This is a genomic window from Candidatus Omnitrophota bacterium, from assembly GCA_021735655.1.
In the GTDB taxonomy this organism is placed as follows: domain Bacteria; phylum Omnitrophota; class Gorgyraeia; order Duberdicusellales; family 4484-171; genus JAHKAJ01.
The window spans coordinates 240,990-259,439 of the sequence record JAIPGM010000003.1 but is presented as its reverse complement, the minus strand read 5'-3'; the positions used below and the strand labels follow the sequence as shown (position 1 = coordinate 259,439).

At 38.8% G+C, this 18,450-nt stretch carries 20 protein-coding genes; all 20 read right to left on the bottom strand.

What is annotated here, in order from left to right:
* Positions 1 to 17: 17 nt before the first annotated feature.
* The 20 genes from tadA to K9L86_03940 all read right to left on the bottom strand — a co-directional run bounded on the left by tadA (position 18) and on the right by K9L86_03940 (position 18,438).
* Positions 18 to 1,727 carry a Flp pilus assembly complex ATPase component TadA gene (gene tadA / locus K9L86_04035; protein MCF7908026.1) on the bottom strand — a complete coding sequence of 570 codons (1,710 nt, stop codon included), beginning with the start codon at positions 1,725 to 1,727 and terminating at the stop codon, positions 18 to 20.
* A gap of 100 nt (positions 1,728 to 1,827) precedes the next feature.
* Positions 1,828 to 3,318: a hypothetical protein gene (locus K9L86_04030; protein MCF7908025.1), complete on the bottom strand. Its 1,491-nt coding sequence runs from the start codon at positions 3,316 to 3,318 to the stop codon at positions 1,828 to 1,830.
* 49 nt (positions 3,319 to 3,367) lie between these two features.
* On the bottom strand, positions 3,368 to 3,706 hold the full coding sequence (locus tag K9L86_04025; protein MCF7908024.1) for a hypothetical protein: 339 nt from the start codon (positions 3,704 to 3,706) through the stop codon (positions 3,368 to 3,370).
* Positions 3,703 to 4,182, bottom strand: a complete 480-nt coding sequence (locus tag K9L86_04020; GenBank protein ID MCF7908023.1) for a hypothetical protein — start codon at positions 4,180 to 4,182, stop codon at positions 3,703 to 3,705. Before K9L86_04020 ends, K9L86_04025 begins: the two co-directional genes overlap by 4 nt.
* Before the next feature lies 1 nt (position 4,183).
* A complete protein-coding gene (locus tag K9L86_04015) occupies positions 4,184 to 5,671 on the bottom strand; it encodes a hypothetical protein (protein ID MCF7908022.1) in 1,488 nt (495 codons plus the stop codon).
* Positions 5,672 to 5,677: 6 nt separating this feature from the next.
* Positions 5,678 to 5,863, bottom strand: a complete 186-nt coding sequence (locus K9L86_04010; protein ID MCF7908021.1) for a helix-turn-helix domain-containing protein — start codon at positions 5,861 to 5,863, stop codon at positions 5,678 to 5,680.
* Between the two features lie 235 nt (positions 5,864 to 6,098).
* On the bottom strand, positions 6,099 to 6,974 hold the full coding sequence (gene lipA / locus K9L86_04005; protein ID MCF7908020.1) for a lipoyl synthase: 876 nt from the start codon (positions 6,972 to 6,974) through the stop codon (positions 6,099 to 6,101).
* A 5-nt stretch (positions 6,975 to 6,979) separates the two neighbouring features.
* Positions 6,980 to 7,372: a hypothetical protein gene (locus tag K9L86_04000; protein MCF7908019.1), complete on the bottom strand. Its 393-nt coding sequence runs from the start codon at positions 7,370 to 7,372 to the stop codon at positions 6,980 to 6,982.
* Positions 7,369 to 7,941 carry a prepilin-type N-terminal cleavage/methylation domain-containing protein gene (locus tag K9L86_03995; protein ID MCF7908018.1) on the bottom strand — a complete coding sequence of 191 codons (573 nt, stop codon included), beginning with the start codon at positions 7,939 to 7,941 and terminating at the stop codon, positions 7,369 to 7,371. The genes K9L86_04000 and K9L86_03995 overlap by 4 nt, the downstream gene beginning before the upstream one ends.
* 5 nt (positions 7,942 to 7,946) lie before the next feature.
* On the bottom strand, positions 7,947 to 8,843 hold the full coding sequence (locus K9L86_03990; protein MCF7908017.1) for a type II secretion system GspH family protein: 897 nt from the start codon (positions 8,841 to 8,843) through the stop codon (positions 7,947 to 7,949).
* 135 nt (positions 8,844 to 8,978) lie between these two features.
* Entirely contained in the window at positions 8,979 to 9,818 is an 840-nt protein-coding gene (locus K9L86_03985; GenBank protein ID MCF7908016.1) for a hypothetical protein, read from the bottom strand.
* 83 nt (positions 9,819 to 9,901) lie between these two features.
* Positions 9,902 to 11,470, bottom strand: a complete 1,569-nt coding sequence (locus tag K9L86_03980) for a hypothetical protein (GenBank protein ID MCF7908015.1) — start codon at positions 11,468 to 11,470, stop codon at positions 9,902 to 9,904.
* Complete coding sequence (locus K9L86_03975) at positions 11,467 to 11,883, bottom strand: prepilin-type N-terminal cleavage/methylation domain-containing protein (protein MCF7908014.1); 417 nt, start codon at positions 11,881 to 11,883, stop codon at positions 11,467 to 11,469. The genes K9L86_03980 and K9L86_03975 overlap by 4 nt, the downstream gene beginning before the upstream one ends.
* 102 nt (positions 11,884 to 11,985) lie before the next feature.
* Positions 11,986 to 12,753: a lipoate--protein ligase family protein gene (locus K9L86_03970; protein MCF7908013.1), complete on the bottom strand. Its 768-nt coding sequence runs from the start codon at positions 12,751 to 12,753 to the stop codon at positions 11,986 to 11,988.
* Positions 12,732 to 14,183: an aminomethyl-transferring glycine dehydrogenase subunit GcvPB gene (gene gcvPB / locus K9L86_03965; GenBank protein MCF7908012.1), complete on the bottom strand. Its 1,452-nt coding sequence runs from the start codon at positions 14,181 to 14,183 to the stop codon at positions 12,732 to 12,734. Before gcvPB ends, K9L86_03970 begins: the two co-directional genes overlap by 22 nt.
* Positions 14,176 to 15,522, bottom strand: a complete 1,347-nt coding sequence (gcvPA, locus tag K9L86_03960) for an aminomethyl-transferring glycine dehydrogenase subunit GcvPA (GenBank protein MCF7908011.1) — start codon at positions 15,520 to 15,522, stop codon at positions 14,176 to 14,178. Before gcvPA ends, gcvPB begins: the two co-directional genes overlap by 8 nt.
* Positions 15,523 to 15,537: 15 nt before the next feature.
* On the bottom strand, positions 15,538 to 15,918 hold the full coding sequence (gene gcvH, locus K9L86_03955; protein MCF7908010.1) for a glycine cleavage system protein GcvH: 381 nt from the start codon (positions 15,916 to 15,918) through the stop codon (positions 15,538 to 15,540).
* 1 nt (position 15,919) lies between these two features.
* A complete protein-coding gene (gcvT, locus tag K9L86_03950; GenBank protein MCF7908009.1) occupies positions 15,920 to 17,029 on the bottom strand; it encodes a glycine cleavage system aminomethyltransferase GcvT in 1,110 nt (369 codons plus the stop codon).
* An 83-nt stretch (positions 17,030 to 17,112) separates the two neighbouring features.
* The gene (locus K9L86_03945; GenBank protein ID MCF7908008.1) at positions 17,113 to 17,772 is read right to left on the bottom strand and encodes a polyphenol oxidase family protein; all 660 of its coding nucleotides are present in this window, start codon (positions 17,770 to 17,772) and stop codon (positions 17,113 to 17,115) included.
* Positions 17,773 to 17,787: 15 nt separating this feature from the next.
* Entirely contained in the window at positions 17,788 to 18,438 is a 651-nt protein-coding gene (locus tag K9L86_03940) for a prepilin-type N-terminal cleavage/methylation domain-containing protein (GenBank protein MCF7908007.1), read from the bottom strand.
* Between the last annotated feature and the right edge of the window lie 12 nt (positions 18,439 to 18,450).

Below are 18,450 nucleotides of genomic sequence, written 5' to 3'. Positions count from 1 at the left end.
ATGTTTTAAAGTTTATCTTAGTAAACTACCGCTACCGATAAAATTTCCTCTAGAGAAGTTATCCCTTCCTCCACTCTCTTTAAACCACTCTCCAAAAGACTCAGTGAACCAGTCTTCTTGGCAATCTTCATAATCTCTCCTGGTTCAGCTCCTCGATGTATTGCCAAGCGTACCTCTTCAGTAACTAAAATAATTTCAGTAATAACTGATCTAGACTTATAACCAATAAAATTACACTTTTCACACCCTTTAGCTTTATAAATGACCGGAGAACTGATAGTTACTCCATCAGGGATACTTTCTTTTCTCACCTCATAGGGCTCCTTGCAAGAAGGACAAAGCTTGCGTACTAGGCGCTGGGCAACAATTAGTCTGGTAGAGGCAGTTACCAAGTAACTAGGTATGCCAATGTCGACAAGCCGAGTAACTGTAGAAGCAGCGTCATTAGTGTGAAGCGTTGAAAAGACCAAATGGCCAGTTAAGGCCGCTCGGATCGTCATCTCAGCAGTTTCTAAATCTCTTACCTCTCCGACTAAAATTATATCCGGATCCTGTCTTAAGAAACAACGAAGCGCATTGGCAAAAGTAAGGCCAATCTCTGGCTTCACTTGAACCTGGTTTATTCCTTCAATACGATATTCCACCGGGTCTTCTACAGTAAGAATATTTCTAGTTGAAGCTTTAATTTCGTTTAAAGCTGCATAGAGAGTGGTTGATTTTCCACTTCCAGTGGGTCCGGTAAGAAAAACTAGGCCATAAGAAGTATTAATTCCTTTTCGGATCAACTCAAGTTCCTGGGGTAAAAACCCTAACTTTGCTAAGTCTAATGGTACCCGAGACTTATCAAGAATTCTCAATACTACCTTTTCGCCATAAATAGTCGGAAGAGTTGAAACTCGCAAATCAATAAGACGTTTTGACACTTTTACCATAAAGCCCCCATCTTGAGGGAGGCGTTTTTCGGCTATGTCCATTTTAGAAAGGATCTTGACCCGAGAAATTATCGGTAAGTACAGTCCAGCTGCTGGCGAAGGCATATCAAACAACACTCCGTCGATACGGTAACGTAGGCTTAGCTTATCATAATGTGGCTCAAGATGAATATCAGAAGCATTCTCCTCAATTGCCTGGCGAATCAAAAGATCTACCAACTTAACAACCGGAGCTTCCTCAGCCTGAGCAATAAGTTTATCTAAGCTTAGATCAGTTTCCTCAGAAGCAAGTTCTTTGATCGCGGCTTTTTCTTCAGAACCAGCTATTTGAATAGCATCACGAAATATTTTATCCCGACCATAAAAAGACTCAAGGGCTTTCAAAATATCAGTACGAGTTGAGACTACTACGTTTATTTCACAACTGGTTATTTTTTTTAAATTATCCAAAAGAATCAAATCTAAAGGATCAAACATTACTATAGTTAACGAGTTAAGGCTACGTGAAAGCGGCAAGACAATATTTTTTACGGCAAAATCTTGAGGAATAAGTTCTTCTAAGTTTTGTTCTGAATTTGGTTTTAATCTTCCTGAAGCCAAAGAAACATAAGGAATTGAAAGCTGCTTACTTAAAGCTATGACGATCTGCTCTTCATTTACATAGCCTAAGCGTATCATCACCTCGCCAAGCTTACCACCTTCTTTTTCCTGTAGTAAGATGGCTTCCTTAAGCTGCTTCTCGGCAATGATACTTTCAGAAATTAAAATGTCGCCTAATTTTTTATAACGTGCCATTCTGATCCTACCATTAAAAATAGAAAACAGAAGCCAGCCTTTTCAGGTCAGAATTATTGTCTCTGGCCTTTTTAATCCTGCCTTCTGTTCTCTGATTATTCTATCTAACAAAACTATCTAAGGCTACTGTTACTGAATCTCTCTTAGTTACATCAGCTTGCTCACGAGGTAAAACCTTGATTCTCTTAGCCTGTATCATTGTTCCGTCTTCGACGATTCGCGGGGTTAAAAATACCAGCAATTCCCGCTCTTGATTATCGGCGCCTGGACGTTCGGTGTAACTGAACATTTTTCCCAAAAATGGAATATCGCCCAAAAGAGGAATCTTACGTATGATTTCTTTTTCTTCCTTGCGGATTAAACCACCAATATAAAGAGTTTCGCTATCTTTCAAGCGAATTACACTTTTCGTACCTCTTTCTTCAACGTTCTTCACTTCGCCGCCTGATATACCGGTAACGGTTATACCACTATCAGTAGATTCACGATTAAACATCTCAACCATTAAAGTAATTTCCTGAGTATTAGGATTAACCTGAGGAGTAACCCGAAGCTTAGTCCCAGTTTCCTCACGTTCAACATTCTGAGTAATTGAACCTCCGCCAGAAGTATCTTGGGTAGTAGTAACACCGATAGCTTCATTTACCGTTAAGTTAACTTCAGCTGTTTCATTAGAAATAGTAAGTATTTTTGGCCGAGCGATAAACTTAGTCGAAGTGTCCTCGGTCAAAAACTGCATTACTGAGGTAAAACCGGTTAAGTCCAGTATACTTAAAACCGGCGGAGCTAATCCTCCGGCTGTAGTTTGGACTACTTGTGTTCCTTTTAAAAATTTGGCTCCAAAAGGTACTTCACTTGAACGAGCGCCGGCTCCAACAGCCCCGTATAAACCATTAGCATAGTTAAACCCTAATTTATCAAGGTGAGTCTTAGAAACATCTAGCATTTCTACTTCGATCATAACCCGCGGTATAGCAAGATCCAACCTGCTCACCACTTCATCAATAATCGGAAATTGGGACGGAACATCAACTACGATTAAAGAGTTAGTTATCGGATCTTCGGTCACTTTGCCAAATTCACTCAATACTGCTTCAACAGCCTGTCGAATGCCTCCGGCTTCTGTTTCTCCGCCATCTTCTTCACCGCTCTCAGAATCTTCAATAATATCCTCTATCTCTTTCTGCATTCGAGCGGTTTTTACTCGTACATAGTTTAAACGATAAACTTTACTAATTAACTCTAAGCTTGGTTTACCCATCTCCTTTACTACAAAAATATTAGAATCCGGATAATAATCATAACTAAGTTTATTGGCCTTAAAAACAACGTCCATTGCTTCTCGCAAAGGAACTTCATCAAAATAGAGGGTTAGCTTTCTCTCCTGTACCGCCTCAGTGGATACAAAGTTGAGACCAGTTTGCTGAGAAAGCATTTTCAAAACATCTACCAGCTGGGCTTCCTCAAGGTCAAGTGAAACCCGCTTGTCAAAGGTACCAAGCAAATACCCTCCATAGATATCATCCTGGGAAAACCCGCTACCGGAAATAATAAATACTACCGCTAAAATCAAAGCAAAAATTTTCTTCATATTGCCCCCCTTAATAACCAAAAAAATATTAAATTCTTAGATATCATAATTATTTTTTAGTAACCATCATCTTATGAATCTTATCGCCATGAACTATGAAAACTACATTCTTGGTAATCCGAAGTACTGAAGCATTCTCAAGGCTCTTAAGTTGATCACCAACTTTATAAACCTCACCGTCGATAATCGTCTGTGGCATTAAGCTTCCCCACAAAACCCCCTGAACAACGATCGTTAAAGGCTTGACAACTTCTTGAACCCCTGCCTCTCCGGCAACCTCTTCCTTAGGAAGTAATGATTCAAAAGGATTTCGATAGCTTTCAGCTGAATAAAGCAGTATCGGCAAAAGCAAAAACAATAAAAGAAAAGCCACTTTTATAAGCCTCATTTAAGAACAACCCCCTTTATCTCAGCATCAACCGCTACTTTTTCTCTATCACCACTCAAGCTTGCGGTAACTACCTCTATATTTTTATCAGCGAGGGAATCAACAAACTCTACAAAATTACTATAAGGACAAGTGGTGTTAAGCCTTACCCTAACCTCCCAATAAGAATCTTTATCAATACGCGAAAGTCGCAAGGAAGGAAGATCAATCTTAGCCAGCCTTGCTTTTTCTTCAACAAGCTTCTTAAAAAGAATTGTGTCTTTTTCCAAAAACTGGCTTCTAAGCTGTTCAAGTTTACTGTTAAGGTTTATCCATTCAAATATAATATCCTTAGCCTCTTTTATCTGTACTTCCTCTTCTGATAATTTTTTGAGCTTTAGAGAATAGTTAGAGTAAATACTGCGTAGCGATATTGCAACGATAAGTACAATAAACAAACTAACAACAATATTTTTATAACGCGCTAATTCTTTCATTTTACTTTAAAGTTATAGAAAAATAGGTAACTTCAAATTCCTTTTTAGTTTGTCGCTTAGAAAAATCAATTTCAATGGTCGGAAAAGCTTGTTGTAATGAGGGCTCGGCCTTAAGCCTGGAAACAAAATCATCTAAGCCCGAACGCTCATCTTGATCGTCGTCACGAAACAGATATCCGGTTACCTTTCCATTACTAGTTCCCTTCTGACGAGTAATTCTAAAATTCTCAAGCCACAACCCTTCCGGTAAAACCCTGCGGCTACTTAAAGCTTCAAAAATATTAGCAAGATTACTAAATGACTCTTGAGAATCTTTTAACTCTTTGGTCTTTTTCTCTAGATCCTTAACAACCTCCGGATACTGATCCCAAGAAAAGTTTTCAAGCCCTTTAGGAACAACAACTTCCTCTCTTTGCCTATTTACATAAGCTTTCTTTTCAACAACCTCATTGCCCATAATAATAGAAGTAAAAAAAGCAGCTACCAAACCTATACCTAAAAGAGCTCCGATTAAACCTATCCTTAAGTCGGGAGCATCAACGCCAATCTCAATCATCTCTCCTTCTTTAGAAATCTGGGTCTTCCTGAAGCTTGATTTAAAAACTGAAGGGAATTGATCTTGAACTGCTGCCCCGAAAGCCTTCATGCTTTCAACGCTGGCATCATTACGATTGGCTATATCAGAAGAAGAAACAGCCTCAACTGAAACCTGTAGCCCTTCTTCAAGGCTAGAAGCTAACTCTTTACTCTCAATGTCACTGACCAAGATAAACTTATCAAGTTTATAAGAACGAAATTCACGTTTAAAGTACTGAAAAGAAAAATCTACTGATTCGGAAAATTTACCGGTGTCAAAAGAGTCTTCCTTCTTAGGAATAGTAAGATAACGGTTGAATACCGGAAGTTCATCCTGGAAAAAAGTAAGATGGGATTCGGTCTTTGTAATGTCCAAAAGGGCAAAATCCTTTATTTTTGAGAACCGCTTCAAGGTCTTAAGTGCCCTAAATAGAGATAAAGAAGATGGCTCAATAAAAATAATACCAAGATCCAAACGACCCAAGATATCTCTAATCCGCCCTAGATTTTTGTCCCGGATGCCGACAAAAGATATATTCATCTTTTTCTCTTTGGCTGAACGCACGCTGGCGTAGGTCCACTCCAACTCAGTCATCTTAAAAGGTATATACTTCTCAACTTCATAAACCAAAGATGACTCAATCTCGCCCTTACGCATGAGTGGCATTTCAAGAGAACGAAAAATAAAATCTCGATCAGCTAAAGAAAGGTATATGCTCTCACTAACAACACCCGCTTCTCTGAGTGCTTTATTAATTGAAGCTTCTAAGCGGACATCCTCATTTACCACTCCCTGTTTAGACTCTTCGGCAACAGAAAGGTTAAACTGATTAAAATTAACGAGATTGCGGCCGCTGACTACTGCTACCCCTAAAGTATCTACACCCAAATATAATCCTACTGTTTTAGCCATAACTTATCACTCACTACACTTTTTCAGCCACTGATCAATATACTTACGATCAAAACGCCAAACTTTACCGATTTTTATTCCGGTAATCTTCTTTAAGTGTAGCCAATTATAAATAGTCTGCTTCTGCAGACCTAAATAATCTGCCAACTCATCAACACTCATCAACCGAGGAACTGCCTTTCTCTTTATCATTTGTTATAAAATGGTTATATCTCTATTAAATTATCTTTGTTTACCTCTGTCAAGCATAATTTCCTACGATTTAACGCTATTTTCAATATATTGTATGCTTTTGACTATGCCACTAGATATTGTGTACAAAGCCCCCTTCTAAAATTATCAGGAAATAAGCTCACTTATCCTAAAAAATACCCTGTCTTTCTGATTGATAAGTAAATACTTAGGAAAGTATTTAGTATATATACTATTAAAGGCCGGAACTCATTAAATGAGCCATATATGAAGAACGAACGTAGGGACCACTAATAACATTCTTAAAACCTAATTTTAAAGCATAATTTTTAAAATAATCAAAAGTATCAGGATGAACATAACTTTTTAAAGGGTAATTATTTCGCGAAGGAGGTAAATATTGACCGAGAGTTAAAAAATCACAACCTATAGAATTTAAATCAGCCAAGACCCTCTTAACCTCCTTTTCCTTTTCGCCCAAGCCGAACATTAAACCCGTCTTAGTAAAAATTCGCTGGTTCAACTTCTTTGTAGTCTCCAGAACAAATAAGGAACGCCGATAACTGGCACCTTTCCTTACCTTCTTATATAACTTAGGAACAGTTTCTAGATTGTGAGCTATAGTTTCTGCTCCTGATTCGACTACCTTTTCAATAGAGTCTTTTTTCCCCAAAAAATCAGGTATCAAGAGCTCAACTCTTTTTTTAGGATCTAAAGCTAGAATCTCTCTTACGGTTTCTACAAAAATTGCTGCCCCTCCGTCAAGAAGATCATCGCGAGTAGGAGAAGTAATAACTAGATAATTTAAATTCAAAAGTTTAGCTGCCTGCGCTATCCTCTGCGGTTCATTAAAATCAAGTTGGCCTGGTTTACCTTTACCAATAAGGCAAAAACTACAACCTCGAGTACAAACATCACCTAAAATTAAAAAAGTTGCAACCTGCTTAGAAAAACACTCAGAAATATTAGGACAACGAGATTCCTCACAAACCGTATTTAAAGAAAGATTACGTAGCCTTGTCTTTAGCTTATGATTCAAACTCAAATTTATATTTTTTTTAAGCCAAGCCGGCTTAGAACAAGATAGGCTTGAAGTTTGTCCTGAAACCATTATCTTTAGTGATGGGGGCAAGTTTGGCTACTAGAAGTAACATTTTCTACTGTAATTTTAGGTAAATCCGGAAAAGCAGGTGCCGACCGACTGACTTCTATACATACATGTTCAGTGTCAGTCCAAACGCCGCCTGACTCTTCCTCTCGCATCGGAACAGTTCCCATGCAATTCCAGGCACTAGCCGCAGTAACACAGGTAAAGTTATCCGGAGGGTTACCATCAGAATTAGCCCGTTCAATAAGTTGACCGCTTTTCGAAGCATAAACCCAAGCGCTTTCTTGAGCTTTACGTTTAATCTCTCCTTCAACTATAGCTTTAAAGCTCGGGCTAAAAGATACAAAAGCACTCAAGAGAATAGAAAGAGAAACTGTGATTGAAATTACAATTGCTATCATTGTACTACATCCAAAAACCAAAAACGTATTGCGTCTTCCCGAGAAGCATTAAGACCGAAGCTAACGTTTTCAAGTGTAAGGTTAACCCTAATAAAATGTGGCTCATCAGGAATAGTCACCCCGCCAACGACTTCGCAATGGTGTTCAAAGATTAGCTCGGGGTTATATTTTCCATCAATTAAAACATCAGTAACGCCTCCAGTAGTCTGTAAAATCAAGGCTCCGTCATTCTGTATGCTATAGGTATAATTTACATTATCAGTAATATTATCAGGAGTAATACTATATATATCTGCCTCACCGTTAAAGGTAAAGTTACTACCACTAGTACCATTAATAGTGATACTTCCGCAAGGGCTAAGCGGGGTAATAGTGGTGACAGCGCTAACGCAACGAGTACGCATATCACTAACGGTATATTCTAGCTGACTCCACATATTCGTTCTTTCCCTACTTAAATTAACTTGGCGGGTAAAAAAAATTGCTATAGAAGTAATGGTAATCATTATAAAACTAATAACAAGTAAAACTACAATCATCTCAATTAAAGTAAAGCCTTTGCTATTCATAGCTTTTAATCCCTTTCAAAAGCAAGCACTGTCAAACTAGATCGCTTAACAGATATTTGACCTCTATTTTGTTGCTTATACCAACGTACCTCAATCGTATGGGGATCATTAACACCGGCAGCAGGAATAGAAATTCTTGAAACACTATTAATTACTGCCTGAGACATAATCGGGGTAACTGTCACCATTGAACTCCAGGTTACAGCACCGCTATCGTTATTTATAATCCTGGACCTAGTTACTATATTATCGGCATTTTGAATGCCTGCTCCGTTTAATTCGATATTAATTGCAATATTGTAAATAACTAAAAGATCTTTTTCTACTGGGTAAGCCGGAAGATCTATTGATAAGGAATCGCCACCGGATCCAACTACTGTTTCATTACCAATGCCAAAAAGGACTTCACATCCAGCAGCAGCATCACAGGTAACTACCCCAGTATTAGCCTCACTAAGATGCACCTTAGGAAAAGGAATTATATCCTTTACGGTAACTCTTTTAGTTATGCCACTGTTAGCGCCAGAGATTGCCTCTTCAGGATAATTAACTTGAGCAATAATTTCTTTATAGGGAATACAACGAGTGCTACCGGTGTTGCAAGCCCGTCGATTAGTTACTACCGTGGTCCAATTAAAAAAACCATCTACCGGCGACCCAACCGGATTACTCTGCGTACAAGAGGAACCAAAAAGACCCGGACATAAATCAGCATGGTCATAAGAACGACTAAGAAGTTCTTCTTTGTGCGACAAGGCTATGCTTAAAGCGCGGCCGTCATTTTCAGCTCTTTTTATGAAGTGTTTTCCGGTAACTAAAGCTGTTCCCAAAGCAATTAAAGCTATACCGATTAAAACTACCGAAACTACTATCTCAATGAGGGTTAATCCCTTATGTTTCATTTATAAAACAACTTTTATTTTAACGAACTATAAATATTATAACGCCAGAAAGGCCAATAAGAAAGATAAACTTTACCTATAATAAATAGACATAGAGGGCCGGAATTAGCCCTCTATGTCTTGTCTTCTTTAATTCTAGTTAATCGGTGTTACTGTAACAACTAAATTCCTCATGCCATTAGGACTTTGAACTGACATGCAAGTGTCATTGTAAGCCTTAATTGCAAGATTCAAAGTTGCTGGGAAAGATCCTCCGAACATGTCCGGTGTAAGCGCAACGCTTCCGGTATGGGTTGGATCAACTACGCCTGAGGCTGAACCCTTTCCGCCATAAGGTATAGTCATTATGGCCGGATTACCTATAGGTGAGCCATTAACGAACAACTTCGTATAAACATCACCTTCGGGAAAAGATTGATAGGTAGTTCCACCACAACCACCACTAAACCAAGGATCATGTTTTCGGTTAGGCTGGATAATATTCTTATAACCTTCAAGCCTAATTGTCCAGGTAACCAAAATTCTAGCCACATCACGATACTCAGCCCAGTCGCCATCGAAGTTAACTGTTGCTCCTAAGTCAGAAATTGGAACATACTCAGCATTACTAGGTGCATATTCATAAACTACGTTATAACCTGCTGGAGCCCCGGCATTCGGATAGCTGTGAAGAGTGCCGGTTGATGGATCGATAGCGTCAGTAACATAGCAGAACATACTGCCACAAATTGGATAAAGTGAAGTTGGAGTTCCTTCAATCTTTCGCTTCTTACTGTAATTACTCAATCCACTACAACCCCCAGCTGGAACGTACTTGTAAAAGTCAGGCCAACGGGTTTCAATTAAGGTAAATGTCCCGCTTCCTTCATCAGAAATCACCAAAGGTGCTACTGCAATATTCTGGCCTTCTTGAGCAAAACCCAACAGAGGCAGAACCAACATAGAAACTATAGCCAAAATTGCTATCTTTTTCATTTTGTACCTCCTTGTACTCATCTTTCTTTTTCCTAATACTTAATCTATACTAATCTCTTCCCTCAATGGCGTCTATATAATCCCTACTCCCGCACTCTGAAAACATCCAGTTCCATGCGGTTTACGGTCATCGTTAAGTGTTCGCCAAGAGGAATATTAGAGTCGTTAGGTATAAAATAAGATACCCTTATTTCGTATTTTTTACCCGGTGTAAGCCATGATGAATCTATTGATGTTGCGCCAAAAACACTAAAGGCGGAAGTAAAATTTTTCTGATGTACAATATTCGTAGGAAGACCGAGTTCGCTTCCACCCTGTTCAAATACCCTAACCATGCTATAAAAATAGGTATTAAAATTAGGGTTCATGCCCGCTGGCATATCAGGTACCGCCTCAATAAGCCAAACAAGAACTAAAGACTCTCCGCTTTTTGGCACAAATTCATAGCGAAAATCTGAATCAATTTCAACAAAACAAGCACTACATTCAGACTGGTTATTACTCTGTATGCAGTTATTTACTAATTCTTGCAAAGCAACACATTCAAAAGCTTGAACTGCATGGCAATTTTTACTAACCCCTGCAGAAACAGGTATAAGATTATCCCAATTATTCATTATGCTCGTACAACCACCGTCATCGGCTATAGTAGCTGTATTGCCACCGCTAGTATCGCACTCGCCCATGCCCGCACCACTACATACTCCAGACTGACAACAGTGATTATCCTTAAATCCAACCTCTGCAGCATCAGCATAAACAGAACAAGAATTAATATAATTTAAAAAGGCTCCTGGACCATACTGAAAGCAGGGATCATTGTCTGGATCAAAAGTTATGCCTTCATTATCAAAGGCAACTGTAACGTCATCAGTATCGTTAAAAGTCCCAGCTGGATGAGTAGTAACTGTATAAAAATCACTCCCAGTGCTTGAAGTATGGAATAACGGATTATACCCCAAGCTTGCTACTGCTTGGGCTTCAGTTACAGGAACACAACCTTTATCAAGAGGAGTTTTATCTCCAATGCAATATGTTTCAGGAGGGGAACCAACACTAACGCAACCAACAGAGCTATAATCATCTGAAATCGGACATCCTGCCTGCTGACAATTAGGAATATCGCCACTAACAACATTCAAGGGATTAAAGCCAGTACAATTATCAAACACAGGATCAAGACCACAAAAGGTAGGACCACAGGTAGTACAGGAAACTCGAGTTGAGCCGTCGCAATTTTCACTAAAAGGCACTGGATTATATCCACCACTAGGCCCAGGATCCGTTGCACTGGGAGCACAAAAGTACTCTGGCGGAGTTGTTGGATTAATACAACAATCAGCGCAGCCCTCCTTCCAACCCATACAAGCATTACAATCAGCTAGAGCCTTAAATAAATCTACTCCGCCAAAACTGGGCGGAGTACAGTTTGTTATTTCAGTTAAAGCTAAAGGATAACCGCTAAATCCATCGGTAGAATAAGTAATTATTTCTTCATTGGCTGGGAAATATTTTAGAAAAGGGTGTGTTTGAGCAAATGAATATTCAAAGAAATAGCTTGAGCTAAGAAAAAGAGCCGCCAAAATCAAGACTCCGAAAGCCCCAAAAATACGCCGGTTACCTCGAGCCTTTTTATTCAATCTATTTTTCACCAAAGATCACATCCTTTTATAGGTTCACTTCCACTGTCACTCACATTCATAGTCGCGCCAAGACACAAATTACTATTTATCCTAGTAGCTGTTGCCGTAAAAGTAGTCGTGTTAGCTACTATTCCATAATTAAAATAAGGGTCATTTATATACACTCCCAAGTGATCTTCTAATTCTTGAGAACCACAAGGAGCACTAACACACTGATAGTAGGTCTTCTGAGCCAAGCGATGTCGTTTCTGAGCATTATAAACAGCCATGAGATTAAACTCAGCGTGTTTGCCCCTGCTTCTCTCAATCATCCTGTGATATGAGGGAGAAGCAATTGCCGCTAAAATCCCCAATATGATTATCACCGTGATAATTTCAACGAGCGAAAATGATTTATTTTTGTTCTTACAACGCCTCCCCATTATCGTTCCCCATCTAATTATTTTATACCATATTTATATCTATTATTCAATGGATAAAGAGTTTTTATGAAAACAATGAAAACGCTTTCATTAGCCATAAAATCAAAAAAGATGAATCTGCTGTTTCTTTTTTAGGATATCACTAACTGTCAGCTCTTCTGATGGTGAAATCACATCCCGGTAAAGTTCAAGCCCAAATGTATTTTCGAAGCTTTTAGCTAATAATTGGCTCAAAGAAGAAAAGTCGGTATGATGGCCAAGCAACTGTTCCAAAGAAGTTGCCCTCTTTCTAACATCAAAAGGAGTTTTAATCGCCTTATCAATTATCGAAAAATCCAATTCTTGAGGAATACTACCATGCTGAAAAATTAAGTTTCGCTTACGCCTTTGGGCATTACCACCGATTTTCTTATCAGCCGCAACCAAATCTAATTTCTGCCAACTGGAAAAACAAAAAGGAGTCTGCTCATCTAGGCTTGTCTCTTCAGTATCTTTAGCATACTTAACGGAAATTCCTAAACTTTGGTAGAAATTTATCAAAAAACTACAAATAGTTTTATAGGACTCTTTGACCGAGCTAGTCAAACTTAAATCCTCCAACACGCAGGTAATACTATAAGTAAGCTCACGATCATGCAGAATAGCTGAACCTCCAGTAACTCTCTTTAAAAAAGGTAACTTATTGGTTAATTCTAACACCTCGTTAGGTTCTTGGCTGTAACCTAAAGTAATAAATGGCTCACTCCAGCCATAAATCCGCAAAGTCGGAACCCGCTGAGTTTGATAGTTAAGCAGTATTGCCTCATCAACAGCCATATTATAATAACCGTCTTTTTTCTTATCGACGATTAAGCGCCATCTTTTTTCCATCTTACCTCCGGAAAGCGTGCTGCCTGAACCTCATCAGCCCTTTTAATCGGTGCCTCACAAGGAGCATTCTTAACCTTGTATAATTCCTCAGCTATCTCTCGATCGATGCTAATCATCACCCGGATAAATTTATCGAGAGTCTTTTTACTCTCAGTTTCAGTAGGCTCAATCATCAAGGCCTCCTTAACAATCAAAGGGAAATATATCGTCGGCGGATGGATACCGTAGTCAATAAGTCTTTTAGCGATATCTAAAGCTGAGGCACCTTTTTCTTTCTGAAGCTTAGCTGAAAAAACTACCTCATGCATACAAGGTTTATTGTAAGCCAAATGATAATGATTCTTTAACTTCTCCTTTATATAGTTTGCATTAATTACTGAATTTTGAGCGACTCGCAACAAGCCCTCCCTTCCTAAACGTAAAATATAACTATAGGCTCTAACTAAAACGCCAAAATTACCATAGAAGGTACGTAAACGGCCAATTGAATTTTCCAGCGAGTAGTCAAAATAATAAACGTCATCTTTTTTAGCTACGACTGGTGTAGGAAGAAAATCAACTAACTTGCTAGCAACTCCAACCACACCAGCTCCGGGACCACCGCAGCCATGGGGAGTAGAAAAGGTTTTATGCAAATTAAGATGAATAACATCAAAACCCATTTTCGCCGGGTTAGTAATGCCTAAAAGCGGGTTAAAATTTGCTCCGTCATAATAAAGCAAACCTCCAGCCTGATGAACTATTGCTGCCACTTCCAGAATCTGTTCTTCAAACAAACCCAAAGTATTAGGATTAGTGAGCATTATCGCTGCTGTATCCTGATCTACCGCTGCTCTTAGTTTTTCAATATCGATTAATCCTCCCTCAGTACTTTCAATTATCACTGTCTCATAGCCGCACATACTAGCTGAGGCTGGGTTTGTGCCATGGGCTGAATCAGGAATAATAACTTTAGTCTTCCTATTTCCAGAAACTTGATGAAACTTACGAATCATCAACAAGCCAGTAAGCTCACCTTGAGCACCGCTTGAGGGCTGAAAGGTGAATTGTTTCATTCCGGTTATTTCAGATAAAAGCATATTCAAATTATAGATAAGCTCAAGAGCCCCTTGCACCGATTCTGGATCCTGATAAGGATGGATTCCTTTAAAAGCCTCTAGGTTGGCCAAAGACTCATTAAGCTTCGGATTATATTTCATAGTACAAGAACCAAGAGGATAAAAATGGGTATCGACTGAAAAGTTAAGCTCGGCTAACTGACTATAGTGCCGAATTACTTCAAGCTCACCTAATTGAGGCAGGGGCAACTCGCTACGCAAAAACTGATCAGGAAAAACATCCCTAGGATCAATTAAGGAAACACTCGGTTTCCCAACATAACCACTTGATTTTAACTCGCTATTTTTTTGAAATATTAATTTTCTATCCATGCAGTATCTCGGCTAAAAAATAAATAAATTGATCTATATCATCCTTGGTCTTTTTTTCAGTACAGCAACTTAAAATTCGGTCTTTATGTTGAGGAAATATCTTGCCAATTTGGTAACCGGCGATTACTCCTTTATGATAAAGTTTAGCTAATATAATTTCTGAATTATCCACTTCCCAAACAAACTCATTAAACACTGATTGCGAATAAGGAATATTAATTCCCCTTACTTCCTTAAGGCGCTTATAAAGATATTGAGTATTACTAAAAGAATAAAGAGCAGTATCATAGAGACCATCTCGACCGACAAGTGAAAGATAAACTGCCGCAGCTATTGCATTCAAAGATTGATTAGAACAAATATTGCTAGTTGCTTTTTCGCGACGGATGTGCTGCTCGCGAGTTTGCAAAGTTAAACAATATGCGCACTCACCCTGGGCATCTTTAGTTTTTCCAACAATCCGTCCGGGTAACTGACGAATATATTCATTCTTAGTGGCTAAGAATCCAAATGAAGGCCCGCCGAAATTAAGGCTTCCCCCAAGAGGTTGGCCATCACCACAAATAATATCAACACCTAAATTGGATGGCTCCTTAAATATTGCTAACGATAAAGGGTTGGTCACCATAATCGTCATCGCCCCGTTTTCTTTAGCTAAAGCTGCCAAATCCTCTACCTTCTCAATCAAACCAAAAAAGTTAGGGCTCTGAATAATGCAACAGGCTGTATCTTGATCAATTACCGCTTTAGCTCCCTCTAAATTTACTAATCCATCATCTCCTAATTCTAGGTCTTTAACCACAAAATCAAAACCACTTAAATAGGTTTCGAGAGTTTTACGATATTCGGGATGAAGATTAGAAGGTACAACAATCTTATTGCGTTTAGTTACTCTCAAAGACATCAGGACTGCCTCAGCTAAGCTCGAAGCCCCATCAAGCAAAGAAGCGTTAGAAGCATCCATGCCAGTTAAAAGACAGATATAACTTTGGTACTCATAAATTGCCTGCAAAATACCTTGCGAGCACTCAGCTTGATAAGGGGTATAAGCGGTAAGCAGTTGAGATTGAGAAACTATAAACTCTAAAGCCGCCGGTATGTAATGATCATAGCATCCGGCACCGAGAAATGAATTAAACTCATCAATCGGAATATTTTTTTCAGCAAGCCCCTTAACGGTTCTTTTAGTATCTAACTCACTCAAACCACTAGGTATGTTAAGTGCTGCTTTGAGCCTTAAATCTTTAGGTATTTGGCTGTAAAGATCTTCAATCGAACTTACTCCAATTGCCCGTAGCATCTCTTCAGTTTCTTTGTAGGTATTTAAAATGTAAGGCATATGATTAGTTTCTGCTTATTTACTTTCTTTAGCTACAAACTCTTGATAAGCTACTTCATCCATCAAGCTATCAAGCTGAGAAAAATCAGAAATCTTTACCTTAAGTAACCAGCCAAAATCTTGAGCTGACTGATTAACTAGTTGAGGATTCGAAACTACATTGTTATTAGCTTCAACGATCTCTCCATCGATCGGAGCATAAAGCTCGCTGGCAGCCTTGGTTGATTCAATGGTACCAAACTGCTTAGTCTGTTGAATTGCGCCTCCAGGTTTAGGCAGTTCGACAAATACAACATCACCTAGCTGAGATTGAGCATAATCAGTTATCCCGATAGTTGCTGAATCTGGCTCTACTTTCACCCATTCATGAGATTTAGTGAATTTAAACTCTGACATTTTAAGCCCCCTTACTTGCTAACTTTTTTGTTTTTGGTCTTATAAAAGGAAACTTTACCACTTTTGCTTGATAAAACTTATCACGAATCTTTATTTTAACCTCTGAATCAACTTCTGTGTACTGTTTATCTAAATAAGCCATAGCAATAAACTGTTCCAGATTAGGAGAATAAGTACCGCTAGTAACTTCTCCAACAACTTTATCTTTAAAGTATACCGAATAACCCTGACGCGGAACAGCCCGTTCCTGCATAACTAGACCGACTCTCTTTCTTTTTAAACCCTCCTGCTGAATATGCATTAATTCTTCTTTAGCAATCAAATCTTTATTAAGCTTTAGGGCCCAAGCCAAAGTCGCTTCATAAGGATTAATAATATCATCAAGCTCATGACCATACAAAGGGTAACCAGCCTCAATTCTTAAAATATCACGAGACCCTAGCCCACAAACCGTAATTCCGAAAACCTCACCAGCCGCTAAAAGTTTATTCCACCAAAATTCAGCATCACCAGAAGGAACATAAAGCTCGAAACCATCTTCACCGGTATAACCGCTACGAGAAATTAAAAAAGACTTGTTATCGATTGCAGCTTCTAAGAAAGACATATAATTTAACTCAACAGGCTTAATACCAATAACTTCCGCAATCACTCCAACGGCTTTCGGTCCCTGGAGAGAAATTAGAGCTAACTCCTCACTTTTATCCTTGATTTCAACATTGCCTTGCTTATTTTTATTAAACCAGCTAAAAACCTTATCTTTATTGGAAGCATTCACTACGCAGAGAAATTTATTCTCTAAACAATAAACCATACAGTCATCAACCACACCTCCGGCTGAATTAAGAATAAGATTGTACTGCATCTGTTGGGTCTTAAGTAAAGAAAGGTCGTTGCTCAAAAGTTTTTGCAAAAACGCTAAGGCGTCTTTTCCGGTCACCTCTATTTCGCCCATATGTGAAGCATCGAAAATACCACAGCTGCTTCGGACAGCCTTTGCCTCTTCAAGACTACTTCTATATTCCAAAGGCAGAACCCAACCGGAAAAATTAACCATTCGGCCATTTTGTTTTATGTGCTGTTCGTAAAGTGGTGTCTTCTTTTGATCCATATTAACCTTCTAAATAAATTTAGTTAAGATTGGTTTATAATTTTATCATATAATCTTATAAATGTAATAACAATTTTTAGTCATTATCTTAAAATAAAAGATAAAGTTCTTGATGAGGTATCGCCGCGACGACAAGAAGAAAAATTGCTCTTACTGCATAAGCTACAAATATCTAAATCAATGAAATTGTCTTCTTTTAAACCCCTGGCAATAAGTTCACTCCTAGCAAACTCTACCGGGTTAAAATAGAACCTAGCGTCTGTCTTTTCGATAAAAGGCTTAAACGGCTGATGATTGAGAAAATCATCCCCGACCTCATAACAAGATTTTCTTAAACCCACACCAGCAACTACTTTAAAAGAACTCAATTCATAAGGTAGATTATCCAAAATACCGGCCTTAGCTGATTTCCAACCCATATGCACTGCCCCGATTACCCCCAGCTCCTTACTCTCGAAAAGAAGCGGTAAGCAATCAGCAGTTTTAACAACTAGAACTAAACCAGAATTTTTAGTAAACAAGCCATCACCTTCGTAGCAGCCAGCCTGGTCAACTGATAAGACTTTTTCCGAATGGATCTGGTTTAGATAGGCTACTTTGAACTGTTGATCAGAAAAAGAAAGGGCTGTCTGGATATCTTGAGGAAGATTGCCAACTAGACTGTTTTTAGTAAATCCGACCAAAGATAAAGATGAGAAAACATCCTTAATAAGAAAACAGTACTCTTTATTAACCAATCGCACGTCTAAATGTATGTTCTATATCGGATGAGAAACGTAAAAACTTACTAAACCATCGCAACCGCTATAAACCTGCACTCGCCCGAGCATATCATCAAAAGAATCGTCACCATCTAAAGCCAGGTTGATACTTTTCATCACGTCCGCAGGTATAGGAAAAATATTTATACTCCAAGCGCTATTAACTTCACAGCCAGTAGCAGCTATATAACAAGCTCCGCCGGTACTTGGATTTTTATCCAAATCAAATTTGCCATAACCTCCCGCATGCCAACCGCTGCCCCACCATTGGGTATAATAGTATCCGGGGCTTGTGCAGCCCGGAACACCAGTAGGCGGAGAAGGCGAAGCTAAAGAGCTTTCTAGATAAGGTCCGTCCCAACCAATCCAATTATTAAGATTATCCATAAGAGGATGCTGGCCACTTTTTATCCAAGTCCAAGAATTAGTACCTCCGGGATCTGGCCTAGGTTCAATATTTACCGGCCAACTACCGGTATCAGCATAAAAGCTCATGCTTGCACTCTTAATAGCAGTGAAGTCAGCTATTATTCTAGACGCCTTGGCTTTTTGGATTGCTCTAAAAGCATTAGGGGCGATGATTGCTGCTAGAATTGCGATAATCGCAATGACTACAATCAACTCGATTAAAGTAAAACTCTTCCTCATCGCCAACCTTTT